25 protein-coding genes are annotated in these 20621 nt (G+C 64.7%); 24 read left to right on the top strand and 1 reads right to left on the bottom strand.

The window, feature by feature from the left end:
- The first annotated feature begins 8 nt into the window (after nt 1–8).
- The 21 genes from VSR34_RS27165 to tatC all read left to right on the top strand — a co-directional run bounded on the left by VSR34_RS27165 (nt 9) and on the right by tatC (nt 16169).
- Entirely contained in the window at nt 9–1052 is a 1044-nt protein-coding gene (locus VSR34_RS27165) for a VacJ family lipoprotein (protein WP_028231683.1), read from the top strand.
- A 178-nt stretch (nt 1053–1230) separates the two neighbouring features.
- Entirely contained in the window at nt 1231–1863 is a 633-nt protein-coding gene (locus tag VSR34_RS27160; RefSeq protein WP_028213302.1) for an ABC transporter substrate-binding protein, read from the top strand.
- Entirely contained in the window at nt 1860–2132 is a 273-nt protein-coding gene (locus tag VSR34_RS27155) for an STAS domain-containing protein (RefSeq protein WP_036019851.1), read from the top strand. Before VSR34_RS27160 ends, VSR34_RS27155 begins: the two co-directional genes overlap by 4 nt.
- 270 nt (nt 2133–2402) lie before the next feature.
- Nucleotides 2403–3329 (top strand): ABC transporter ATP-binding protein, encoded by a 927-nt coding sequence (locus VSR34_RS27150; protein WP_028213300.1) that lies wholly within the window; start codon nt 2403–2405, stop codon nt 3327–3329.
- Nucleotides 3326–4093: an ABC transporter permease gene (locus VSR34_RS27145; protein ID WP_028213299.1), complete on the top strand. Its 768-nt coding sequence runs from the start codon at nt 3326–3328 to the stop codon at nt 4091–4093. Before VSR34_RS27150 ends, VSR34_RS27145 begins: the two co-directional genes overlap by 4 nt.
- Nucleotides 4094–4119: 26 nt before the next feature.
- The gene (locus tag VSR34_RS27140; protein ID WP_028213298.1) at nt 4120–4359 is read left to right on the top strand and encodes a BolA family protein; all 240 of its coding nucleotides are present in this window, start codon (nt 4120–4122) and stop codon (nt 4357–4359) included.
- A 120-nt stretch (nt 4360–4479) separates the two neighbouring features.
- Nucleotides 4480–5742 (top strand): UDP-N-acetylglucosamine 1-carboxyvinyltransferase, encoded by a 1263-nt coding sequence (murA, locus tag VSR34_RS27135; protein WP_036019849.1) that lies wholly within the window; start codon nt 4480–4482, stop codon nt 5740–5742.
- Nucleotides 5739–6437 carry an ATP phosphoribosyltransferase gene (hisG, locus tag VSR34_RS27130; RefSeq protein ID WP_028213296.1) on the top strand — a complete coding sequence of 233 codons (699 nt, stop codon included), beginning with the start codon at nt 5739–5741 and terminating at the stop codon, nt 6435–6437. Before murA ends, hisG begins: the two co-directional genes overlap by 4 nt.
- Before the next feature lie 51 nt (nt 6438–6488).
- Nucleotides 6489–7808 carry a histidinol dehydrogenase gene (hisD, locus tag VSR34_RS27125; RefSeq protein WP_028213295.1) on the top strand — a complete coding sequence of 440 codons (1320 nt, stop codon included), beginning with the start codon at nt 6489–6491 and terminating at the stop codon, nt 7806–7808.
- A gap of 298 nt (nt 7809–8106) precedes the next feature.
- Complete coding sequence (gene hisC / locus VSR34_RS27120) at nt 8107–9183, top strand: histidinol-phosphate transaminase (RefSeq protein ID WP_028231682.1); 1077 nt, start codon at nt 8107–8109, stop codon at nt 9181–9183.
- A gap of 54 nt (nt 9184–9237) precedes the next feature.
- The gene (gene hisB / locus VSR34_RS27115) at nt 9238–9825 is read left to right on the top strand and encodes an imidazoleglycerol-phosphate dehydratase HisB (RefSeq protein ID WP_028213293.1); all 588 of its coding nucleotides are present in this window, start codon (nt 9238–9240) and stop codon (nt 9823–9825) included.
- Nucleotides 9826–10076: 251 nt separating this feature from the next.
- Nucleotides 10077–10718 carry an imidazole glycerol phosphate synthase subunit HisH gene (gene hisH, locus VSR34_RS27110; protein ID WP_028213292.1) on the top strand — a complete coding sequence of 214 codons (642 nt, stop codon included), beginning with the start codon at nt 10077–10079 and terminating at the stop codon, nt 10716–10718.
- Nucleotides 10719–10892: 174 nt separating this feature from the next.
- Nucleotides 10893–11645 carry a 1-(5-phosphoribosyl)-5-[(5-phosphoribosylamino)methylideneamino]imidazole-4-carboxamide isomerase gene (gene hisA, locus VSR34_RS27105; protein ID WP_028213291.1) on the top strand — a complete coding sequence of 251 codons (753 nt, stop codon included), beginning with the start codon at nt 10893–10895 and terminating at the stop codon, nt 11643–11645.
- A gap of 256 nt (nt 11646–11901) precedes the next feature.
- Nucleotides 11902–12675: an imidazole glycerol phosphate synthase subunit HisF gene (gene hisF, locus VSR34_RS27100; protein ID WP_028213289.1), complete on the top strand. Its 774-nt coding sequence runs from the start codon at nt 11902–11904 to the stop codon at nt 12673–12675.
- Nucleotides 12676–12679: 4 nt separating this feature from the next.
- Nucleotides 12680–13117, top strand: a complete 438-nt coding sequence (gene hisI / locus VSR34_RS27095; RefSeq protein WP_028213288.1) for a phosphoribosyl-AMP cyclohydrolase — start codon at nt 12680–12682, stop codon at nt 13115–13117.
- Nucleotides 13114–13482, top strand: coding sequence for a phosphoribosyl-ATP diphosphatase (locus VSR34_RS27090; protein ID WP_028213287.1), 369 nt, complete (start codon nt 13114–13116; stop codon nt 13480–13482). The genes hisI and VSR34_RS27090 overlap by 4 nt, the downstream gene beginning before the upstream one ends.
- Before the next feature lie 27 nt (nt 13483–13509).
- The gene (locus VSR34_RS27085) at nt 13510–13902 is read left to right on the top strand and encodes a membrane protein (RefSeq protein WP_028213286.1); all 393 of its coding nucleotides are present in this window, start codon (nt 13510–13512) and stop codon (nt 13900–13902) included.
- Between the two features lie 66 nt (nt 13903–13968).
- Nucleotides 13969–14337 (top strand): histidine triad nucleotide-binding protein, encoded by a 369-nt coding sequence (locus VSR34_RS27080; protein ID WP_028213285.1) that lies wholly within the window; start codon nt 13969–13971, stop codon nt 14335–14337.
- Between the two features lie 133 nt (nt 14338–14470).
- Nucleotides 14471–14710, top strand: coding sequence for a Sec-independent protein translocase subunit TatA (gene tatA / locus VSR34_RS27075; RefSeq protein WP_028213284.1), 240 nt, complete (start codon nt 14471–14473; stop codon nt 14708–14710).
- 73 nt (nt 14711–14783) lie between these two features.
- Nucleotides 14784–15341, top strand: coding sequence for a Sec-independent protein translocase protein TatB (gene tatB / locus VSR34_RS27070; protein WP_342964053.1), 558 nt, complete (start codon nt 14784–14786; stop codon nt 15339–15341).
- 45 nt (nt 15342–15386) lie between these two features.
- Nucleotides 15387–16169 carry a twin-arginine translocase subunit TatC gene (gene tatC / locus VSR34_RS27065; RefSeq protein WP_028231680.1) on the top strand — a complete coding sequence of 261 codons (783 nt, stop codon included), beginning with the start codon at nt 15387–15389 and terminating at the stop codon, nt 16167–16169.
- Between the two features lie 145 nt (nt 16170–16314).
- Here the strand turns inward: tatC and VSR34_RS27060 are convergent, their stop codons facing one another.
- Nucleotides 16315–17529: a Do family serine endopeptidase gene (locus tag VSR34_RS27060; protein ID WP_028213281.1), complete on the bottom strand. Its 1215-nt coding sequence runs from the start codon at nt 17527–17529 to the stop codon at nt 16315–16317.
- Between the two features lie 19 nt (nt 17530–17548).
- Here VSR34_RS27060 and VSR34_RS27055 point away from each other — a divergent pair, with 19 nt between their 5' ends.
- The 3 genes from VSR34_RS27055 to VSR34_RS27045 all read left to right on the top strand — a co-directional run bounded on the left by VSR34_RS27055 (nt 17549) and on the right by VSR34_RS27045 (nt 20596).
- Nucleotides 17549–18295, top strand: a complete 747-nt coding sequence (locus tag VSR34_RS27055) for a Nif3-like dinuclear metal center hexameric protein (protein WP_028213280.1) — start codon at nt 17549–17551, stop codon at nt 18293–18295.
- A gap of 280 nt (nt 18296–18575) precedes the next feature.
- Entirely contained in the window at nt 18576–19196 is a 621-nt protein-coding gene (petA, locus tag VSR34_RS27050) for a ubiquinol-cytochrome c reductase iron-sulfur subunit (protein WP_028213279.1), read from the top strand.
- On the top strand, nt 19196–20596 hold the full coding sequence (locus tag VSR34_RS27045) for a cytochrome bc complex cytochrome b subunit (RefSeq protein ID WP_028213278.1): 1401 nt from the start codon (nt 19196–19198) through the stop codon (nt 20594–20596). Before petA ends, VSR34_RS27045 begins: the two co-directional genes overlap by 1 nt.
- The last annotated feature ends 25 nt before the right edge of the window (nt 20597–20621 follow it).

Raw genomic sequence — 20621 nt, 5'->3', positions numbered from 1 at the left:
AGAAAAGAATGACGACCATGCGCATGCGCGCCATTACGCTCGGCGTTGCCGCGCTTGCACTCGGGGGGTGTTCGACGGTGCAGACACCGTCGAAGGAAGACCCATGGGAAGGCTTCAACCGCACGGTGTACACGTTCAACGACAAGGTTGACCAGTACGCGCTCAAGCCGGTGGCGCAGGGCTACGTAAAGGTGACGCCGCAGCCGGTGCGCGACAGCGTGACGAACTTCTTCGCGAACATCGGTGATGTCTACAACGCAGCGAACAACCTCCTGCAGTTGAAGATCGCCGATGGCGTTTCGGACATCATGCGGATCGTGATCAACACGGTGTTCGGTGTCGGCGGTCTTTTCGACGTCGCGACGCTCGCGAAGCTGCCCAAGCACAACCAGGACTTCGGCCTCACGCTCGGCCACTACGGGGTGCCGCCCGGCCCGTTCCTCGTGCTGCCGCTCTTCGGCCCGAGCACGGTGCGCGACGGCGTCGGCCTCGTGCCCAACTACTTCATCAATCCGCTCACGTATGTCGAGCCGGCCGGGCTGTCGTGGGGCCTCTATGGCCTGAACGTGGTGAGCACGCGCGCGAATCTGCTGGGGGCGAGCGACCTGCTCGAAGGTGCGGCGATCGACCGCTATTCGTTCATCCGCAATGCCTATCTGCAGCGCCGCCGCTATCTGCTCTCGGACGGACGCTCGACGGACAACAACCTGCCGGACTACGGCGACGGCGCACCGCCGCCGAAGTACGAAGATGTCGACGAAGGCGCGGCGCCAGGCGCAGCGGCTACGGGCGCGGCGGGTGGCGCGGCTCCCGCACCTGCATCGGCGGCTCCCGCAGCGGCGGTTCCGGCCTCGGGTAGCGCGCGTGCCGCCGCACCGAACGCGGCCAGCATGCCGCCGGCGTCCCCGGGCGGCGCAACGACCGCTCCGGCCACGCTAGAAGGGCCGGCTGGCGCAGCCGCGCCGGAAGGCGCGTCGCAGACGACGGTCCCCGGCGACCAGATGGTCCCGCCGGCCCGCATCGGCATCCCGGGCATGTTGCGTCTGCGTTGAGCGCTGCACCCGGCGAGGCTACGCGCCTCGTCGGGCGATTCGTCCGACGTAAATGTCTGACGTAACAAGCAGAAACGCTTGTCGCAGATTGCTCTCAGTTTTTGACACAGCGAGATAGAACTCGCGTGATATCGTTGGCTTCACCGGGGCGCATGTCCCCAAACCAGCAGGACTCGATATGAAAAAATTCTTTCTGTACCCGATCTTTGCGATGTTTCTTTCGTTTGCCGGCGGCGCGTTCGCGCAGACGGTGGACACCAGCAATCCCGACGCGATGATGAAGACGATCACGCAGCAGGTCATGGACCAGATCAAGGGTGACAAGTCGATCCAGGGTGGCGACCTCAGCAAGATCACGCAGCTCGTGAACGAGAAGATCCTGCCATACACCGACTTCCGCCGCACCACGCAGCTGGCGATGGGCCGCAACTGGCGTACGGCCACGCCGGAACAGCAGCAGCAGGTCATCGAGCAGTTCAAGACGCTGCTCATCCGCACGTACTCGGGCGCGCTGGCCCAGGTGCGCGATCAGCAGATCCAGTACAAACCGTTCCGCGCGAACCCTGACGACACCGACGTCGTGGTCCGTTCGACGGTGCTGAACAACGGCCAGCCGATCGAGCTCGACTATCGCCTGTACAAGACGGCCCAGGGCTGGCGCGTGTATGACATCAACGTGCTCGGCGCATGGCTGATCCAGGCGTACCAGCAGCAGTTCCAGGAAAAGATCCAGCAGGGCGGCGTGGACGGTCTCATCCAGTTCCTCACGCAGCGCAACCAGCAGCTCGCATCGGGCAAGGCGACCTCGTGAGCGAGCGCTTCGCCACCGGCGCCAACCTCACCCACGCGAGCGCGAATGCCGCGCTCGCGGCCGGGATCGAGCAGATCGCGGCGGGCGCAACCGCAGTGGACTGCACGGCGCTCACGCAGTTCGACTCGTCGGCGCTCGCCGTGCTGATCGCGTGGCAGCGCGCCGCGCGCGAACGCGGCGCCGCCCTCGCCGTGCTCAATCTGCCTCCCGCGCTCGCGTCCCTCGCGCGCGCCTATGGCGTCGATACGCTCCTGCACGAGCGACATTGACGCGAGTCGCCTGGCCGGACGCGAAGCGCCCGGGCGGCAAGCCGCCGCGCAACCAGACCGACGCTTCCTCATTCCAGGGCCAGGCCGGGGTTTCCGACTTGGCCTATAATCAACCGTTTTTTGGGCGCTGCCTCGGCGCAATAGCACCGGTGTAAAGCCGTGCGCGGAGACGGCAAAGCCGGCCTCATAAGCCGTCCCCAATTCCGGTCTTCCCCGCAGCATCGATGCACTCTTGAGCCGCGCCGTTCGCAAACGGGCGGCGTATTTGTCATGCCAGCCATAGAAATCCGCAACGTCAAGAAGCGCTACAAGGCGCTTCAGGCGCTCAAGGGCGTCAGCTTCACGGTCGAAGACGGCGAGTTCTTCGGGCTGCTCGGCCCGAACGGCGCGGGCAAGACGACGCTCATCAGCATTCTGGCCGGGCTCGCCCGCGCGGACGAGGGCTCGATCGCCGTGCGCGGCCACGACGTCGTCTCCGACTACCGCAACGCGCGCCGCAATCTGGGCGTCGTGCCACAGGAACTGGTGTTCGATCCGTTCTTCACCGTGCGCGAGACGCTGCGCATCCAGTCCGGCTACTTCGGTCTGCGCAACAACGACGCGTGGATCGACGAGGTCATGGCCAATCTCGATCTCACCGAGAAGGCCGATGTGAACATGCGCGCACTCTCGGGCGGCATGAAGCGGCGCGTGCTCGTTGCGCAGGCGCTGGTGCACCGTCCGCCCGTGATCGTGCTTGACGAGCCCACCGCCGGCGTGGACGTGGAACTGCGTCAAACGCTCTGGAAATTCATCTCGCGCCTGAATCGCGAAGGGCACACCATCGTGCTCACCACGCACTATCTGGAAGAAGCCGAGCAATTGTGCGATCGCATCGCCATGCTGCGGCGCGGCGAGATGGTCGCGCTGGAGCGCACGAGCACGCTGCTGCAGCGCTTCGCTGGCACGCAGCTCTATTTGCGCTTCTCGGAAGGCGTGCTGCCCGCCGAGTTGCGCGCGCTCGAAGTCGATCCGTCGAATGTCAACGCGCGCCAGCACCTCTTGCGCCTCGCGAGCTACGACGACGTGGAGCGCATTCTCGCGACGTGCCGCGCAAATGGCTGCAAGCTCGAAGAAGTGGAAGTGCGCAAGGCCGATCTGGAGGATGTCTTCGTGCAGGTGATGAACGGTCCTGAAATGGTCGAGGGTCTCGCATGAGCGCCTGGCGTGGTGGATTCGGCACGCTGTTCTACAAGGAAGTGCTGCGCTTCTGGAAGGTCGCCTTCCAGACCGTTCTCGCGCCCGTCATCACCGCGCTGCTCTATCTCACGATCTTCGGGCACGCGCTGCGCGGCCACGTCGAGGTTTATCCCGGCGTGGAGTACACGAGCTTCCTGGTTCCCGGCCTCGTGATGATGAGCGTGTTGCAGAACGCCTTCGCGAACAGTTCGTCGTCCTTGATCCAGTCGAAGATCACGGGCAATCTCGTATTCGTTCTGCTGCCGCCGCTCGCAGCCTGGGAAATGTTCGGCGCCTACGTGCTCGCCTCGATCGTGCGCGGCCTCGCTGTCGGCGCGGGCGTGTTCGTCGTGACGATCTGGTTCATTCCGATGAGCTTCGCCGCGCCGTTGTACATCATCGGCTTCGCGGTGCTCGGCTCGGCAATCCTCGGTACGCTCGGCCTGATCGCCGGGATCTGGGCGGAGAAGTTCGACCAGCTCGCGGCGTTTCAAAACTTTCTCATCATGCCGCTCACGTTTCTTTCGGGCGTGTTTTATTCGACGCATACGCTGCCGCCCGTGTGGCGCGAGGTGTCGCGACTCAACCCGTTCTTCTACATGATCGATGGTTTTCGCTTTGGGTTCTTCGGCCTGTCCGACATCAACCCGCTCGTGAGCCTTTCGATCGTTTTCGTGTTTTTCGTGGCGCTGGCCGCGTTCGCGATGCGTCTGCTCGCGAGCGGGTACAAGCTGCGCCACTAGCGCACTATCAGGCAGGAGCCATACTCATGTTGCCGACACCGGAACAGGTCAAGCAGTACATCTCGGCAGGGCTCGCGTGCGAGCACCTCGAAGTCGAAGGCGATGGCCAGCACTTCTTCGCGACGATCGTTTCCTCAGCATTCGACGGCAAGCGCTTGATCCAGCGCCATCAGCTCGTCTACGCGGCGCTCGGCGAGCGCATGCGCGAGGAAATCCACGCGCTCAGCATGAAGACGCTCACGCCCGCCGAATGGCAGAACGCATAATCTGGAATCTCAGTGCGAATCACCCAGGATAAAAGCGCCGCAGCAAGCGGCGCTGCTCAACACCAAGCGACCCACGAAGCGAACCCGCAAGCCGGGCGCACCGATCAGGAAATCTCAGGCATGGATAAACTCGTCATCGTCGGCGGGCAGAGGCTCGCAGGGGAAGTGGCTGTTTCGGGTGCGAAGAACGCCGCGTTGCCCATTCTCTGCGCAGGCCTTCTGAGCGCCGAACCCGTTCATCTCGACAACGTGCCCGACCTCCAGGACGTGCGCACCACGCTCAAGCTGCTCAACCAGATGGGCGTGCGCACGGAGCAGGACGGCGCGCGCGTGCAGCTCGACGCCTCGAACGTCGACAACCTCGTCGCGCCGTATGAGCTCGTGAAGACCATGCGCGCCTCGATCCTCGTGCTCGGGCCGCTCGTCGCGCGCTTCGGCGAGGCGAAGGTGTCGCTGCCCGGCGGCTGCGCGATCGGCGCGCGGCCCGTGGATCAGCACATCAAGGGCCTGCAGGCGATGGGCGCCGAGATCAACATCGAGCACGGCTTCATCGAGGCGCGCGCGAAGCGCCTGAAGGGCGCGCGCATCGTCACCGACATGATCACCGTCACCGGCACGGAGAACCTGCTGATGGCCGCCGTGCTCGCGGAGGGCGAGACCGTGATCGAGAACGCCGCGCGCGAGCCCGAAGTGGGCGACCTCGCGCATCTGCTCGTCGCGATGGGCGCGAAGATCGAGGGCATCGGCACCGACCGCCTCGTCATCCAGGGCGTGGACAAGCTGCACGGCGCGCGCCACACCGTCATTCCCGACCGCATCGAAGCGGGCACGTTCCTGTGCGCGGTTGCGGCCGCGGGCGGCGACGTCACGTTGCGCCACGTGCGTCCGCACATCCTTGACGCCGTCACGGACAAGCTGCGCGAAGCCGGGGTGACGATCGAGGAGGGCGAAGACTGGATGCGCGTGCGCATGGACGAGCGCGCGCGCGCCGTGAACGTGCGCACCTCCGAATATCCGGCGTTCCCGACCGACATGCAGGCGCAGTTCATGGCGCTCAACGCGATCGCGGACGGCACCTCGCAGGTCGTCGAGACGATCTTCGAGAACCGCTTCATGCACGTGCAGGAACTGAACCGCCTCGGCGCGCACATCACGATCGACGGCAAGACGGCACTCGTGACGGGCGTGGAAAAGCTCTCGGGCGCGAAGGTCATGGCAACCGATCTGCGTGCTTCGGCAAGCCTCGTGATCGCGGGCCTGTGCGCCGATGGCGAAACGCTGATCGACCGCATCTATCACCTCGACCGCGGCTACGACCGCATGGAAGCGAAGCTCACGAAGATCGGCGCCAACGTGAAGCGCATCAAAGGGAGCGCGGTATGAGCACGGTCGAGTCCAAGCCGACGCCGGCGGCCGCGGCCAGCGCGCCGCTCACACTCGCGCTCTCGAAGGGCCGCATTTTCGAAGAGACGATGCCGCTTCTCGCCGCCGCGGGCGTGCAGGTGACCGAAGACCCGGAAACCTCGCGCAAGCTGATCCTGCCGACCACCGATCCGAATCTGCGCGTGATCATCGTGCGCGCGACCGACGTCCCCACCTATGTGGAGTACGGCGCGGCCGACTTCGGCGTGGCGGGCAAGGACGTGCTGCTCGAGCACGGCGGCGGCGGCCTCTATCAGCCGATCGATCTCGACATCGCGCGCTGCCGTCTTTCGGTGGCCGTGAAGGCGGGCTTCGACTACGCGAGCGCGGTGCGCCAGGGCGCGCGCCTGCGCGTGGCGACCAAGTACACGCAAGCCGCGCGCGAGCACTTCGCGGCCAAGGGCGTGCACGTCGACCTCATCAAGCTGTACGGCTCGATGGAACTCGCGCCGCTGGTCGGCCTCGCCGATGCCATCGTCGACCTCGTCAGCACGGGCGGCACGCTGCGCGCGAACAACCTGGTCGAGGTCGAGGAGATCATGGAGATCTCGTCGCGCCTCGTCGTGAATCAGGCGGCGCTCAAGCTCAAGCGCGCGGCGCTGCGGCCCATCATCGACGCGTTCGAACGCGCGTCGCGCCGCGAGCAGGCTGCTTAAGCAGGCGGGCGTCGAGCACCGCCTGCACAACCGATACGGATGGATACCAGCATGGCTATCACGATGCGCAAACTCGATTCCAGCGCCTCAGGCTTCAAAAAGGCGCTGCACGCGGTGCTCGCCTTCGAGGCGAGCGAGGACGAGGCGATCGAGCGCTCCGTCGCCCAGATTCTCGCCGACGTGAAGGCGCGCGGCGACGCCGCCGTGCTCGACTTCACGAACCGCTTCGACCGCCTTGACGCCACCAGCGTCGCGGCGCTCGAGCTGCCGTTCGCCGAACTCGAAGCGGCGCTGGAGAGCCTCGAACCCAAGCAGCGCGCGGCGCTCGAAGCGGCGGCGGCGCGCGTGCGCGGCTACCACGAGAAGCAGCGCATCGAGTGCGGCTCGCATAGCTGGCAATACACCGAAGCCGACGGCACGGTGCTCGGCCAGAAGGTCACGCCGCTCGACCGCGTGGGCCTTTACGTGCCCGGCGGCAAGGCCGCGTATCCGTCGTCCGTGCTGATGAACGCCATTCCCGCGCGGGTGGCGGGCGTGCGCGAAATCGTCATGGTCGTGCCCACGCCGGACGGCGTGAAGAATCCGCTCGTGCTGGCGGCAGCGCTGCTGGGCGGCGTCGATCGCGTGTTCACGATCGGCGGCGCGCAGGCCGTGGCCGCACTCGCCTACGGCACGGACACGATTCCGGCCGTCGACAAGATCTGCGGGCCGGGCAACGCCTACGTGGCCTCGGCCAAGCGCCGCGTGTTCGGCACGGTCGGCATCGACATGATCGCGGGCCCCTCGGAAATCCTCGTGCTGTGCGACGGCACGACCGACCCGCGCTGGGTCGCCATGGACCTGTTCTCGCAGGCCGAGCACGACGAGCTCGCCCAGTCGATCCTGCTGTGCCCGGACGAAGGCTTCATCAGGCGCGTCGAGGAAGCCATCCAGGAACTGCTGCCCAGCATGCCGCGCGCCGAAGTCATCGCCACGTCGCTGACCAACCGCGGTGCGCTCGTGAAGGTGCGCGACATGGCCGAGGCTTGCGCCATCGCCAACGAGATCGCTCCCGAGCACCTCGAAATCTCGGCGCTGGAGCCGCAGAAGTGGGGCGCCGAGATCCGCCACGCGGGCGCGATCTTCCTCGGCCGCTACACGAGCGAGAGCCTGGGCGACTACTGCGCGGGACCCAATCACGTGCTGCCTACGTCTCGTACCGCACGCTTTTCGTCGCCGCTCGGCGTCTATGATTTCATCAAGCGTTCGAGCCTCATCGAGGTCAGTGCCGAAGGCGCACAGACGCTCGGCGAGATCGCAGCCGAGCTTGCCTACGGCGAAGGCCTGCAGGCCCACGCGCGCAGCGCCGAATTCCGGATGAGGCAGGGCTAAAGCCAGATCCCGCGCCTCCTGGCGCGGTGGGCCTGCCTTGCCGGCAGGCAGCATCGCCCGTGCGAAGCGTAGTCGAGTGACGCCGCCGTGCAGCATGGAGACGCTGCGCCGCGGCAAGCCCCGCGAAAAGGCGGGGCGTAACCGCAGGAACGGCAGGAACTACGGGAACTGCAGGCATGAGCCGCACTGTGCCCGGCAGATTGCCCCACACGCAGCAGAGACCACGACGATAACCAGGGCAGCCGGCCTTCCGAGCTGCCCGTGCTGGCGGAGCCGCTTGCGCGAGCCGCCTTTGAACATGACGACACCACAAGACATCATCCGTCGCGATGTGCTCGCGATGACGAGTTACCCCGTGCCCGACGCTGCCGGATTCGTGAAGCTCGACGCCATGGAAAACCCGTTTCCCCTGCCCGCCGATCTTGCGGCGCAACTAGGCGAACGCCTCGCGGCCGTCGCGCTCAATCGCTATCCCGCGCCGCGCCCCGAGGCGCTGATCGCGAAGCTCAAGCGCGCGATGCGCGTGCCGGCCGACTGCGACGTGCTGCTCGGCAATGGCTCGGACGAGATCATCAGCATGATCACCGTCGCGTGCGCGAAGCCGGGAGCAAAGGTGCTCGCGCCGGTGCCGGGCTTCGTCATGTATGCGATGTCGGCGAAGTTCGCGCAGGTCGAATTCGTCGGCGTGCCGCTCAGGGCCGATTTCACGCTCGACCTCGAGGCGATGCTCACGGCGATCGCGGAGCACACGCCCGCCGTGATCTGGCTTGCGTATCCCAACAACCCCACGGGCACGTTGTTCGCCGAGGCGGACATCGAGCGCGTGATCGCGGCCGCGGCGGCGGCGAAGGGCCTCGTGGTGATCGACGAGGCCTACCAGCCGTTCGCGATGCGAAGCTGGATGCCGCGCGCGGGCGAGTTCGACAACGTGGTCGTGATGCGCACGATGTCGAAGCTCGGACTCGCGGGCATCCGCCTCGGCTATCTCGCCGGGCGGCCGTCGTGGCTCAACGAATTCGACAAGGTGCGGCCGCCCTACAACGTGAACGTCCTCACGCAGGCGGCGGCAGACCTGCTGCTCGACCACCTCGACGTGCTCGACGCGCAGGCAGCGCAACTGCGTGCCGAACGTGCGGCGCTGGCGGCCGAAGTGGCGAAGCTGCCCGGTGCTCAGGTGTTCGAAAGCGCGGGCAACTTCCTGCTCGTGCGCGTGCCCGACGCGGCCGCGGTTTTCGACACGCTGCTGTCCGCCCGGATCCTGATCAAAAACGTGGGTAAAATGCACCCATTGCTGGCGAACTGCGTGCGCCTGACCGTTGGGACCCCCGACGAAAACGCCAAACTGCTCGCTGCCCTGAAGCTCGTGCTCCGTTAAGCCGATGCTTCGTTCTCCCATTCTCCTGTTACGGGCTGTTTGAAGGAAATTCCCATGCGCGTCGCGCAAGTCGTTCGCAACACCAGCGAAACGCAAATCCGCGTGAAACTCAATCTGGACGGCACCGGCGAGCAAAAGCTCGCGACCGGCGTGCCGTTTCTCGACCACATGCTCGACCAGATCGCACGACACGGTCTGATCGATCTGGACATCGAGGCGCATGGCGACACGCATATCGACGACCACCATACGGTGGAAGACGTCGGCATCACGCTCGGGCAGGCCGTGGCGCAGGCCATCGGCGACAAGAAGGGCATTCGCCGCTACGGCCACGCCTATGTGCCGCTCGACGAGGCGCTCTCGCGCGTGGTGATCGACTTCTCGGGACGTCCGGGCCTCGAATTCCACGTGCCGTTCACGCGCGCGCGCATCGGCACGTTCGACGTCGACCTGTCGATCGAATTCTTCCGCGGCTTCGTGAACCATGCCGGCGTGACGCTGCACATCGACAACCTGCGCGGTCTCAACGCGCACCATCAGATGGAAACCGTGTTCAAGGCGTTTGGCCGCGCGCTGCGCCAGGCCGCCGAACTGGACGAACGTCAGGCGGGCAAGGTTCCGTCGACGAAGGGCAGCCTCTAAGCGTCCAAGCGGGCCTTTCAGCGACCAGCAGGCGAGCCGCGTCGGGCGGACCGGGCACATGAGCGCTTTGCCGCACGCGCGCCGCATCGGGTTGTCGCGCACACGTGGCAAGCGCAATGTTGGCCGTTCGGCTAATGGTTTGCGCGCGCCGACTGGCGTACATTGACGGCTTTGAAGGCAGATCAGGGCACATCGCGGCGCGCGCGCCCGCACAGCCGAGGGCAGGGCCTCACGAGCAGGCCGGAATCGAGATGAAAACTTCAATTGCGATTGTGGATTATGGGATGGGCAACCTGCGTTCGGTGGCCCAGGCGCTGAGGCAGGCCGCGCCGGAAGCCGACGTGGCCATCGTCGAGCGTCCCGAGGCGATCCGTGCGGCCGACCGCGTGGTGCTGCCGGGACAGGGCGCGATGCCCGACTGCATGCGCAGCCTCGCCGAGTCGGGCCTGCAGGATGCCGTGCTCGAAGCGTCGCGCACCAAGCCGCTCATGGGCGTGTGCGTGGGCGAGCAGATGTTGTTCGACTGGAGCGCGGAAGGCGATACGAAGGGCCTCGGTCTTCTGCCAGGCAAGGTCGTGCGCTTCGATCTGGAGGGCAAGCTGCAGGACGACGGTTCGCGCTTCAAGGTTCCGCAGATGGGCTGGAACCGCGTGCGCCAGGCGCGCGCCCACGCGCTGTGGGAAGGCGTGCCCGACGAAAGCTTCTTTTACTTCGTGCACAGCTACTACGTGGTGCCGGCGGACCCGGCGCACACCGTGGGCGAAACGCCGTACGGCGCGGCCTTTACCTCGGCGGTGGCGCGGGATAACATCTTCGCCACCCAATTCCACCCGGAAAAGAGCGCCGCTGCGGGCTTGCGCGTCTATCGCAACTTCGTCCACTGGAACCCCTGATTCCCTGCGGCGCTGGCTTTCGCGGCCGTCTTCGCGCGCGAGCGCCGCGGCCTTCGATGTACATCAGCAAGGCCGCCGAAAGAGTTGTACTAAACTAGCGAATCGGCGTCGGATCGGGCCTCTTTTCCGCCGGCGCCGCAGATTTCAACCTCATTCCCAGACACACCCGAAGCTATGCTGCTGATTCCGGCCATCGATCTCAAAGACGGTCACTGCGTTCGCCTCAAGCAAGGCGATATGGACCAGGCGACGATTTTCTCCGAGGAACCGGCGGCCATGGCCCGACACTGGGTCGAGCGCGGCGCGCGCCGTCTGCACCTCGTCGACCTGAACGGTGCGTTCGCAGGCAAGCCGAAGAACGAAGACGCGATCCGCGAAATCATCGCGGAGGTGGGCGACGAGATCCCCGTGCAGCTCGGCGGCGGCATCCGCGACCTCGACACCATCGAGCGCTATCTCGACGATGGCCTTTCCTACGTGATCATCGGCACTGCCGCCGTCAAGAATCCGGGCTTCCTCCAGGAAGCATGCACGGCATTCGGGGGGCATATCATCGTCGGCCTCGATGCGAAGGACGGCAAGGTCGCCACCGATGGCTGGAGCAAGCTCACGGGCCACGAAGTCGTGGATCTCGCGCGCAAGTTCGAGGATTACGGCGTCGAGTCGATCATCTACACCGACATTGGCCGCGACGGCATGCTCCAGGGCATCAACATCGAAGCCACGGTGCGCCTCGCGCGCGCGGTGAAGATTCCGATCATCGCGAGCGGCGGCCTCTCGAATCTCGCCGACATCGACGCACTTTGCGAGGTCGAGGACGAAGGCGTGGAAGGGGTGATCTGCGGGCGCGCGATTTATTCGGGCGACCTCGATTTCGCCGCCGCGCAAACGCGCGCAGACAGCCTGCGCGAATCGGACGACGCGTAAAGCGCAGAACGTCGGCCTCCGTTACGCGGAGGCCTTTTGTTTTTGGCGCGGCGCCATCATCTTCGGATGGCGCTCGCGCAGGATATTTTCGCGACACGGCGCAAAAGCGCGCGACAATGGGCAGTTCGACACGCCAAAGGCCGGCAGATGCCGGGCTCTCGCGTGGTGAAAGCGCGCTACGCCCGAACCGGGTGCGGCAGCCTGCTCAGGCAGGGCGCTCACCGGACGCAAACCGACTGGCAACTTCGGCAAGATCATGGCTCTACCCAAACGCATTATTCCCTGCCTCGACGTGACCGCCGGGCGCGTCGTGAAAGGCGTCAATTTCGTCGAGCTGCGCGACGCGGGCGACCCCGTCGAAATCGCGCGCCGCTACGACGACCAGGGCGCCGACGAACTCACCTTCCTCGACATCACCGCGACGTCCGACCAGCGCGACCTGATCCTGCCGATCATCGAGGCAGTGGCTTCCCAGGTCTTCATTCCGCTCACCGTCGGCGGCGGCGTGCGCGCCGTGGCGGATGTGCGGCGCCTGCTCAACGCCGGTGCCGACAAGGTCAGCATGAACTCGTCGGCCGTCGCGAATCCCCAGCTCGTGCGCGATTCCGCCGACAAATACGGCTCGCAGTGCATCGTCGTCGCCATCGACGCGAAGCGTACCTCGGCGCCGGGCGAAACTTCGCGCTGGGAAGTGTTCACACACGGCGGCCGCAAGGCCACCGGCATCGACGCCGTGGAATGGGCGCGCAAAATGGCCGAACTGGGCGCGGGCGAAATCCTGCTCACGAGCATGGACCGCGACGGCACGAAGAGCGGCTTCGACCTCGACCTCACGCGCGCGGTTTCCGACGCGGTGCCCATTCCCGTGATCGCATCGGGCGGCGTGGGCGGCTTGCAGGATCTGGCGGACGGCATCGTAAAAGGCCATGCCGACGCCGTGCTGGCGGCGAGCATCTTCCACTACGGCGAGCACACGGTTGGCGAGGCCAAACGCTTCATGGCCGACCAGGGCATTTCGGTGAGGATTTGACGCGATGAGCAATACGCAAACCGGCAACTCCGCGAGCGACCTCGCCAACGCGAACTGGCTCGACAAGGTCAACTGGGACGCCAACGGCCTCGTGCCCGTGATCGCGCAGGAAGCCACCACCGGCGACGTCCTGATGTTCGCGTGGATGAACCGTGAGGCGCTCGCGAAAACGGTCGAGTTGCGTCGCGCCGTGTACTTCTCGCGCTCGCGTCAGCGCCTGTGGTTCAAGGGCGAGGAGTCGGGGCACGTGCAGCACGTGAGCGACATCCGCCTCGACTGCGACGAAGATGTCGTGCTGCTCAAGATCGAGCAGGTCTCGGGCATCGCGTGCCACACGGGCCGCCACTCGTGCTTTTTCCAGCAATTCGAAGGCACCGTCGACGAAGGCCGCTGGGTCGCCGTCGATCCGGTGCTGAAAGACCCCGAACACATCTACAAATGACGCAACTGAACACCAACGACACGCTGCTGCGCCTCGCGGCGGTGATCGACAGCCGCAAGGGCGGCAACCCGGACGCTTCCTATGTCGCGCGCCTCTTCCACAAGGGCGACGACGCGGTGCTCAAGAAAGTGGGCGAGGAGGCGACCGAAGTCGTGCTGGCCGCCAAGGACGTGCGTCAGGGCGGCGCGCCGAAAGCGCTTGTGGGCGAGATGGCCGACCTGTGGTTTCATTGTCTCGTGACGCTCTCGCATTTCGATTTGAGCCCCGCCGATGTCCTGGCGGAACTGGAACGCCGCGAGGGCCTTTCGGGGCTCGAGGAAAAGGCGCTGCGCAAGACCCGTGAGCGCGAGGCGAACGGCGACTGAGGTTGGCGGCGACAGGAGACGAATTCGATGTCCACTTCCGGCGATTACCCACCCCCTTCGTACCGCAATGGCGTAGACGCGGACCGGCTGCGCAGCCTGCGCACGCTCACCCATGTGCTGTACGCACTCTATGCGGTGTACTGGCTCACCGGCGGCATTTCCGTGCTGATCGCCATCATCCTCAATTACCTGAAACGCGACGAAGCGCTCGGTACGCCCTATGAGCAGCACTTCACGTGGCAAATCCGCACTTTCTGGCTCGGACTGGCCGGCCATCTGATCGGCGGCCTTCTCATCCTCGTGCTGATCGGCATTCCAATTCTGTGGGCTGTCGCAATCTGGACGTTGTACCGTATCATCAAAGGCTGGCTGTACTTGTACGACAATAAGCCGTTGCACAACCCGCGCGCCTGGTTCTGAGCGGCAGCAGCGTCCGGTGGTGCGGCTCGTCTAACCCGGCCTGTCTTGTCGCCCACCAGGAGCACCATGAATCACGACCGCAGCACCTGTCTCTTCTGCAAGATCGCCGATGGCCACATTCCCAGCACGCGGGTGTACGAGGACGACGAGTTCGTCGCTTTCCGCGACATCCGGCCCGCGGCAGAAACCCACGTACTCGTGATTCCGCGCCAGCATATTCCCACCCTTGCCGATTGCGGTGAAAACGACGCTCCGCTGCTTGGTAGAATGTTTGTACTGGTCGCGCGGCTCGCGAAGGATCTGGGCGTCTCGTACACGGGCGGCGAAACCGGGTATCGCACGGTCGTGAATACGGGGCCGGGAGGCGGGCAGGAGGTCTATCATCTGCACGCACATCTGCTGGCAGGGCCGCGTCCGTGGCACCGCATGGGCTGAGCGCTGCTAGCGCAGGTGGCAGAGAGCGGTGGCGGCGCAAGAGGTCGCACGCCACGTCGATGCAACATCACACAGGCACAATTTTTCGCGTCGCGCAGCAAGCGCGGCGGCGGGGTTAAGGAGAGAGTCAATCATGGGTTCATTGAGCATCTGGCACTGGCTGATCGTCTTGTTGATCGTGGCGCTCGTCTTCGGCACGAAGAAGCTGCGCAATATCGGTAGCGATCTGGGCGGTGCGGTGAAGGGATTCAAGGAAGGCATGCGCGAGAGCGAAGGCGCCCCCGACGCGCAAAAGCGCGAGCTGCCGCCCAATGGCGGTGCAGTCGACGTCGAAGCCAAGGACAAGACGCAGCGCTCGAACGACTTGCGCTGAACGCGTGGCAACCGTCCTTTTCCGCCGTTTCTTCTTCTAAGGCAGCAGCCAAGGCTGACGGAATTCTCCATTCATGCTCGATCTCGGTTTAACGAAGATGGCGCTGATCGGCGTCGTCGCGCTGGTCGTTCTCGGGCCGGAGCGACTGCCGCGCGTCGCACGCACGGCGGGCGCGCTGTTCGGGCGCGCGCAGCGCTATATCAACGACGTCAAGGCCGAAGTTACGCGTGAGATCGAACTGGACGAGTTGCGCCGCATGAAAACCGAGTTCGAGTCGGCGGCCCAGAACGTCGAGAAAACCGTTCAGGACAACCTGCGCAAGCATGAAACCGAGTTGAACGACGCGTGGAACGCGGGCACGTCGGTCTCGCCGAGCATTGCCGGCGGCGCCGATCCGGCCAGCGTCGAGGCCGCCGCCAATGCGGCGGACGGCGCCTCGATGCGATCGGGATGGCGCTCCGGCAGCGCGGGATCGAGCGCCGTGAAGCGCAAGAACTGGCGCGTGAAGCAGAGCGCCGCACCCGTCTGGTACAAGCGCGCCACGCTGCGGCGCACGCGCGTGCAATCGGGCGCCGCGCGGGTGGCGCAGCACACGCCGGCCAGCCTGCGCCGGCCCACGCGGTTCTTCTGACGCGGATCCGCCTTTGCGCATGTCCATTTCCAATAGAGGGCCGGTGTGAGCGACCCCCAGCAAAACCTGGAAGAAGGCTCCGAAGAGACCTTCATTTCCCATCTCGTCGAACTGCGTGACCGCATCATCCGCGCGGGCATCGCCGTGATCGTCGTTTTCGTGGGGCTCGTGTACTGGGCACCCGACATATTCCGGCTGCTTGCGCGACCGCTCATGCAGAACCTGCCGCGCGACGGCAAGATGATCGTCACCGACGTGACCGGCTCGTTTTTCGTGCCAATGAAGGTCACGATGCTCGTCGCCTTCGTGATTGCGCTGCCTGTCGTGCTCTACCAGATCTGGGCGTTCGTGGCCCCTGGCCTGTACCAGCACGAAAAGAAGCTCGTCGCGCCGCTGGTGGCGAGCAGTTACACGCTCTTTCTGTGCGGCATGGCATTCGCGTACTTCGTGGTGTTCCCAACCATCTTCCGCGTGATGGCGCATTACAACGCGCCACTAGGCGCGGAGATGACGACGGATATCGACAATTACCTGAGCTTCGTGCTCACGATGTTCATTGCGTTCGGCGTGACGTTCGAGGTGCCCATCGTCGTCGTGCTGCTCGTGCGCATGGGCGTGCTGAGCGTGAGGAAGCTCAGGGAGATCAGGCCGTATGTGATCGTCGGCGCGTTCATCGTCGCTGCCGTCGTGACGCCGCCCGATGTCTTCTCGCAACTCATTCTCGCGTTGCCGCTCATCATCCTGTACGAGGCGGGCATCATCGCGGCGCGAATTTTCGTCGGCACCGGCGAGAAGAAGGCGGCGGACGAGAGTCAGGCGGCAAGCTAGGCTCGCTGGCCCAGCGCAGGAAAGCCAGCAGGAAGCCCGGCCCCAGACAACGAAAAGGCCGCGAACCCAGGTTCGCGGCCTTTTTGTTTGGGCTCGGCTTTTCGGATAGCGCGCGCGCCATGGCGGCTCGGCCGCCACCGCGTCATCAGCCTCCGTCGTCGCCTTCGCCATCCTCCTGAGCCGGTTGTTTCGGCGGGGGCGGGCGCTTGCCGATCAGCACGTCGAGATCCATGTCCCTGTTCTTGCGCACGAGGTGGACCCTCGCGTCGGTGCCTGGCTTGATCTGCGCGATCACGTTCAGGAGGCGCGTGGTGTCGGTAATGGCCTCGCCGTTCACCGATGTGAGGACGTCGCCTGGCTTGATGCCGGCCTTGTCGGCGGGGCCGCCCTGCAACACGCCCGCGACGATCGCGCCGGACTTCTCCTTCAGGCCGAACGAATCGGCGATCTCCGGCGTCACGTCCTGTGGTTCAACGCCGATCCAGCCGCGCGTGACCGTGCCCGTGGTGATGATGCTCTCCAGCACGCTGCGCGCCGTGGAGACGGGAATCGCGAAGCCGATGCCGAGCGAGCCGCCCGAGCGCGAGTAGATGGCCGTGTTGATGCCGAGCAGGTTGCCGTTGACGTCGACGAGCGCGCCGCCCGAGTTGCCCGGATTGATCGGCGCGTCGGTCTGAATGAAGTTCTCGAACGTGTTGATGCCGAGGTGATTGCGGCCGAGCGCGCTGATGATGCCCATCGTGACCGTTTGCCCCACGCCGAACGGGTTGCCGATGGCGAGCACGACGTCGCCCACGCGCGTCTGGTCCATACGGCCGAGCGTGATCGTGGGGAGGTTCGGCAGGTTGATCTTGAGTACGGCGAGATCGGTTTCCGGGTCGATGCCGATGACCTTCGCGTTGGTGGTGCGGCCGTCGGAAAGCGCGATTTCGATCTGGTCCGCGCCGTCGATGACGTGCTGGTTCGTTAGAATGTAACCGTCCGGACTGACAATGACACCCGAACCGAGGTTGGCGGCAGGCTGCTCCTGCTGTTTCTGGTTTTTGTTGCGATCGCCGAAGAAGTAGCGAAATAGCGGATCGTTCTGGCGGGGATCGGGCGGCAGCGACCCATCCTTGCTCGAGAACACGTTGACGACCGCGGGCATGGCCTTTTGGGCGGCGTCCGCATAGGAGCCCTGGGCACTACCTGACCCGATGCCTGGCGCCACTTCCCGCAGTGCGACGATCGGCTCGGCGAGCTGCTTGCCGAACTGCCCCTGGTGCTGCAGCCACTGCGGCTTGAGCGTGGCGATGATGAACATCAACGCCAGCAGGACCGTCACCGCCTGGGCGAAGAACAGCCAAAAGCGTCTAAGCATCTGAAGATGAGAGGATTATATGGATCGGATCGAACTGGAATTGTATCTGAACAATCTTCTGGAATCCGCGCGGTTCAAGGACTATTGCCCGAACGGCCTGCAGGTCGAAGGTCGGAGGCGCGTGGAGAAAATCGCCACCGGCGTGACCGCGTCGCTTGCCTTCCTCGAAGCGGCGCACGAGTGGGGCGCGGACGCCGTGCTCGTCCATCATGGCTACTTCTGGAAAAACGAAGCAGCGCAGATCACGGGCCGCAAGTACCGGCGCCTGAAGACGCTGCTGGCGAACGATATCAACCTGTTCGCCTACCATCTGCCGCTCGACAGCCATCCAGAACTGGGTAATAACGCGCAGTTGGGCGCCAGATTCGGCTGGATCGGCGAACAACGCTTCGGTGAGCAGGATCTGGGCTGGATGGCTACGCTACCCATGCCGATCACGCTCGCGCACTTTACCGCCGAGGTCGAGCAGACACTCGGCCGCACACCGCTCGTGCTCGGCGACCCGGACTGGCAGCTGCGTCGCGTGGCGTGGTGCACGGGGGCGGCACAAAGCCTCTTCGACGCCGCGATCGACGCCGGTGCCGACGTTTTCCTCACCGGAGAAATCTCCGAGCCGACCACGCACACCTCGGCGGAAAGCGGTGTCGCGTTCCTCGCTGCGGGCCACCATGCGACGGAGCGCTTCGGCGTTCAGGCGCTTGGCGCGCACCTCTCGGAAGCCTTCGACATCGAGCATCTCTTCATCGATATCGATAATCCCGTTTAGGCGCCAGTCCCGGGCCTCCGCGCATCCGGCATCGCGCATCACGCACGGCGAAATGCGCGAATTGTCGTGACGCAGCACCGTTTTATTCATGGGGCATTTACAAACCAAAAGGAAAATGTCCCTTTTTTCTGCGGGAAAACCCCGACTTATCAAGGACTTCCGAAGCTTTTTGGAGAGCGCCCCTTGTAAATGCCAACTCCATTCGCGCAAACTAGCGTTCGGCAGCACCGCGGGTAAGCTGGCGTGACGGAAAAATCCAACTCAGAAGTGGGGCGATGTGATGCGAGACAACGAGAATGACCGCGTCGATGGCAGCCGCCGAACCTGGCTGATTGCGACGTCCGTAGCAGGTGGCATTGGAGGCGTGGCCACCGTCGTACCCTTCGTAGGCTCCTTTGCACCATCGGAAAAAGCGCGCGCCGCCGGCGCGCCCATCGAGGTCGACATCACGAATCTGCAGCCCGGCTCGATGATGACCGTGGCCTGGCGCGGCAAGCCCGTGTGGATCCTGAACCGCACGGATCGCATGATGGCCGACGTGAAGAAGGCCGATCCCGATCTGGCCGATCCGGACTCCGAGCATCCGTTTTCCCTGCCCACGCCGGAGTACTGCAAGAACGAGTTTCGTTCCCGCGCCGAGCATCAGAACATCCTCGTGGCCGTGGCCGTCTGCACCCATCTGGGCTGCACGCCCACGCCGCGCTTCCAGGAAGGCCCGCAGCCGAACCTCCCCGACAGCTGGCCGGGCGGCTTCCTGTGCCCGTGCCACGGCTCCACCTACGATCTCTCCGGCCGCGTGTTCAAGAACAAGCCGGCGCCGCAGAACCTCGACATTCCCCGGTACATGTTCGTGTCCCCGACGCAACTCGTGATCGGCAAGGACGAAAAAGGAGAAGCGTGATGGCGACGGGAACCGAAAAGGACGTGGTGGAAACAACCGGCGCATCTTCCGGCCTGCAAGGCTGGATCGACAAGCGCTTTCCGATGACTTCGACCTGGCGCGCGCACCTTTCCGAGTACTACGCGCCGAAGAACTTCAACTTCTGGTACTTCTTCGGCTCGCTGGCGCTGCTCGTGCTGGTGAACCAGATCGTCACCGGCATCTTCCTCACCATGAACTACAAGCCCGATGCGACGCTCGCATTCGCATCGGTCGAGTACATCATGCGCGAGGTGCCATGGGGCTGGCTCATCCGCTACATGCACTCCACGGGCGCTTCGATGTTCTTCGTGGTCGTGTATCTGCACATGTTCCGCGGGCTTTTGTACGGCTCATACCGCAAGCCGCGCGAGCTCGTGTGGATCTTCGGCTGCGCGATTTTTCTCTGCCTGATGGCCGAGGCGTTCTTCGGTTACCTGCTGCCATGGGGCCAGATGTCGTTCTGGGGCGCGCAGGTGATCGTGAATCTGTTCTCGGCGATCCCCTTCATCGGCCCGGACCTCTCGCTGTGGATTCGCGGCGACTACGTGGTGTCCGACGTCACGCTGAACCGCTTTTTCGCGTTCCACGTGGTCGCCATACCGCTCGTGCTGATCGGGCTCGTGATCTGCCACATCATCGCGCTGCACGAAGTGGGCTCGAACAACCCGGACGGCATCGAGATCAAGGAGAAAAAGGACGCGAACGGCGTGCCGCTCGACGGCATTCCGTTCCATCCGTACTACTCTGTGCACGACTTCATGGGCGTGTGCATCTTCCTGTTGATCTTCGCGGCGATCGTGTTCTTCGCGCCGGAAATGGGCGGGTACTTCCTGGAATCGAATAACTTCGTGCCCGCCAATCCGCTGCAGACGCCGCCCGAGATCGCGCCGGTCTGGTACTTCACGGCGTTCTACGCGATGCTGCGCGCCACCACCGACCCGTTCAAGATCGTGCTGATGGTCGTGATCGCGCTGCTCGGCCTGCTTGCGCTCGTGCGCGCGCGCGGCAAATGGCGCGCAGGGCTGCCGGTGCTGGCGGTGCTCGTGATTCTCGCGATGTACTTCACCGAGTCGAAGTTCTGGGGCGTGGTGGTGATGGGCACAGCGGTGATCTCGCTCTTCTTCCTGCCGTGGCTCGACCGCTCGCCGGTGAAGTCGATCCGCTACCGGCCGCTCTTCCACAAGGTGTTCCTCGGGATCTTCGTGCTCGCGTTCCTGACGCTCGCCTTCCTGGGCACGAAGCCGCCATCGCCGGCGGCCACGCTGATTGCCCAGATTTGCGCGCTCGTCTATCTCGCGTTCTTCCTCGGCATGCCGTTCTGGACGCCGCTTGGCACCTTCAAGCAGCCACCCGAGCGCGTGCGGTTCAAGCCCCATTAATTGACGAGCGAGGAAAACATGACGG

The organism is Paraburkholderia sp. JHI2823 (assembly GCF_038900695.1).
Lineage (GTDB): Bacteria > Pseudomonadota > Gammaproteobacteria > Burkholderiales > Burkholderiaceae > Paraburkholderia > Paraburkholderia mimosarum.
Note: the sequence above shows the minus strand (reverse complement) of the source record. Positions and strands in the feature narration are given on the sequence as shown.

Coding starts and splice junctions, on each gene's coding strand:
- hisG (WP_028213296.1), top strand. CDS start 5,739: ATGAGCACGGTCGAGTCCAAGCCGACGCCGGCGGCCGCGGCCAGCGCG.
- VSR34_RS27165 (WP_028231683.1), top strand. CDS start 9: ATGACGACCATGCGCATGCGCGCCATTACGCTCGGCGTTGCCGCGCTT.
- VSR34_RS27085 (WP_028213286.1), top strand. CDS start 13,510: ATGTCCACTTCCGGCGATTACCCACCCCCTTCGTACCGCAATGGCGTA.
- hisI (WP_028213288.1), top strand. CDS start 12,680: ATGAGCAATACGCAAACCGGCAACTCCGCGAGCGACCTCGCCAACGCG.
- VSR34_RS27140 (WP_028213298.1), top strand. CDS start 4,120: ATGTTGCCGACACCGGAACAGGTCAAGCAGTACATCTCGGCAGGGCTC.
- hisD (WP_028213295.1), top strand. CDS start 6,489: ATGGCTATCACGATGCGCAAACTCGATTCCAGCGCCTCAGGCTTCAAA.
- VSR34_RS27060 (WP_028213281.1), bottom strand. CDS start 17,529: ATGCTTAGACGCTTTTGGCTGTTCTTCGCCCAGGCGGTGACGGTCCTG.
- tatA (WP_028213284.1), top strand. CDS start 14,471: ATGGGTTCATTGAGCATCTGGCACTGGCTGATCGTCTTGTTGATCGTG.
- hisB (WP_028213293.1), top strand. CDS start 9,238: ATGCGCGTCGCGCAAGTCGTTCGCAACACCAGCGAAACGCAAATCCGC.
- hisF (WP_028213289.1), top strand. CDS start 11,902: ATGGCTCTACCCAAACGCATTATTCCCTGCCTCGACGTGACCGCCGGG.
- hisC (WP_028231682.1), top strand. CDS start 8,107: ATGACGACACCACAAGACATCATCCGTCGCGATGTGCTCGCGATGACG.
- petA (WP_028213279.1), top strand. CDS start 18,576: ATGCGAGACAACGAGAATGACCGCGTCGATGGCAGCCGCCGAACCTGG.
- VSR34_RS27055 (WP_028213280.1), top strand. CDS start 17,549: ATGGATCGGATCGAACTGGAATTGTATCTGAACAATCTTCTGGAATCC.
- hisA (WP_028213291.1), top strand. CDS start 10,893: ATGCTGCTGATTCCGGCCATCGATCTCAAAGACGGTCACTGCGTTCGC.
- murA (WP_036019849.1), top strand. CDS start 4,480: ATGGATAAACTCGTCATCGTCGGCGGGCAGAGGCTCGCAGGGGAAGTG.
- VSR34_RS27160 (WP_028213302.1), top strand. CDS start 1,231: ATGAAAAAATTCTTTCTGTACCCGATCTTTGCGATGTTTCTTTCGTTT.
- VSR34_RS27150 (WP_028213300.1), top strand. CDS start 2,403: ATGCCAGCCATAGAAATCCGCAACGTCAAGAAGCGCTACAAGGCGCTT.
- VSR34_RS27090 (WP_028213287.1), top strand. CDS start 13,114: ATGACGCAACTGAACACCAACGACACGCTGCTGCGCCTCGCGGCGGTG.
- tatB (WP_342964053.1), top strand. CDS start 14,784: ATGCTCGATCTCGGTTTAACGAAGATGGCGCTGATCGGCGTCGTCGCG.
- VSR34_RS27145 (WP_028213299.1), top strand. CDS start 3,326: ATGAGCGCCTGGCGTGGTGGATTCGGCACGCTGTTCTACAAGGAAGTG.
- VSR34_RS27045 (WP_028213278.1), top strand. CDS start 19,196: ATGGCGACGGGAACCGAAAAGGACGTGGTGGAAACAACCGGCGCATCT.
- VSR34_RS27080 (WP_028213285.1), top strand. CDS start 13,969: ATGAATCACGACCGCAGCACCTGTCTCTTCTGCAAGATCGCCGATGGC.
- hisH (WP_028213292.1), top strand. CDS start 10,077: ATGAAAACTTCAATTGCGATTGTGGATTATGGGATGGGCAACCTGCGT.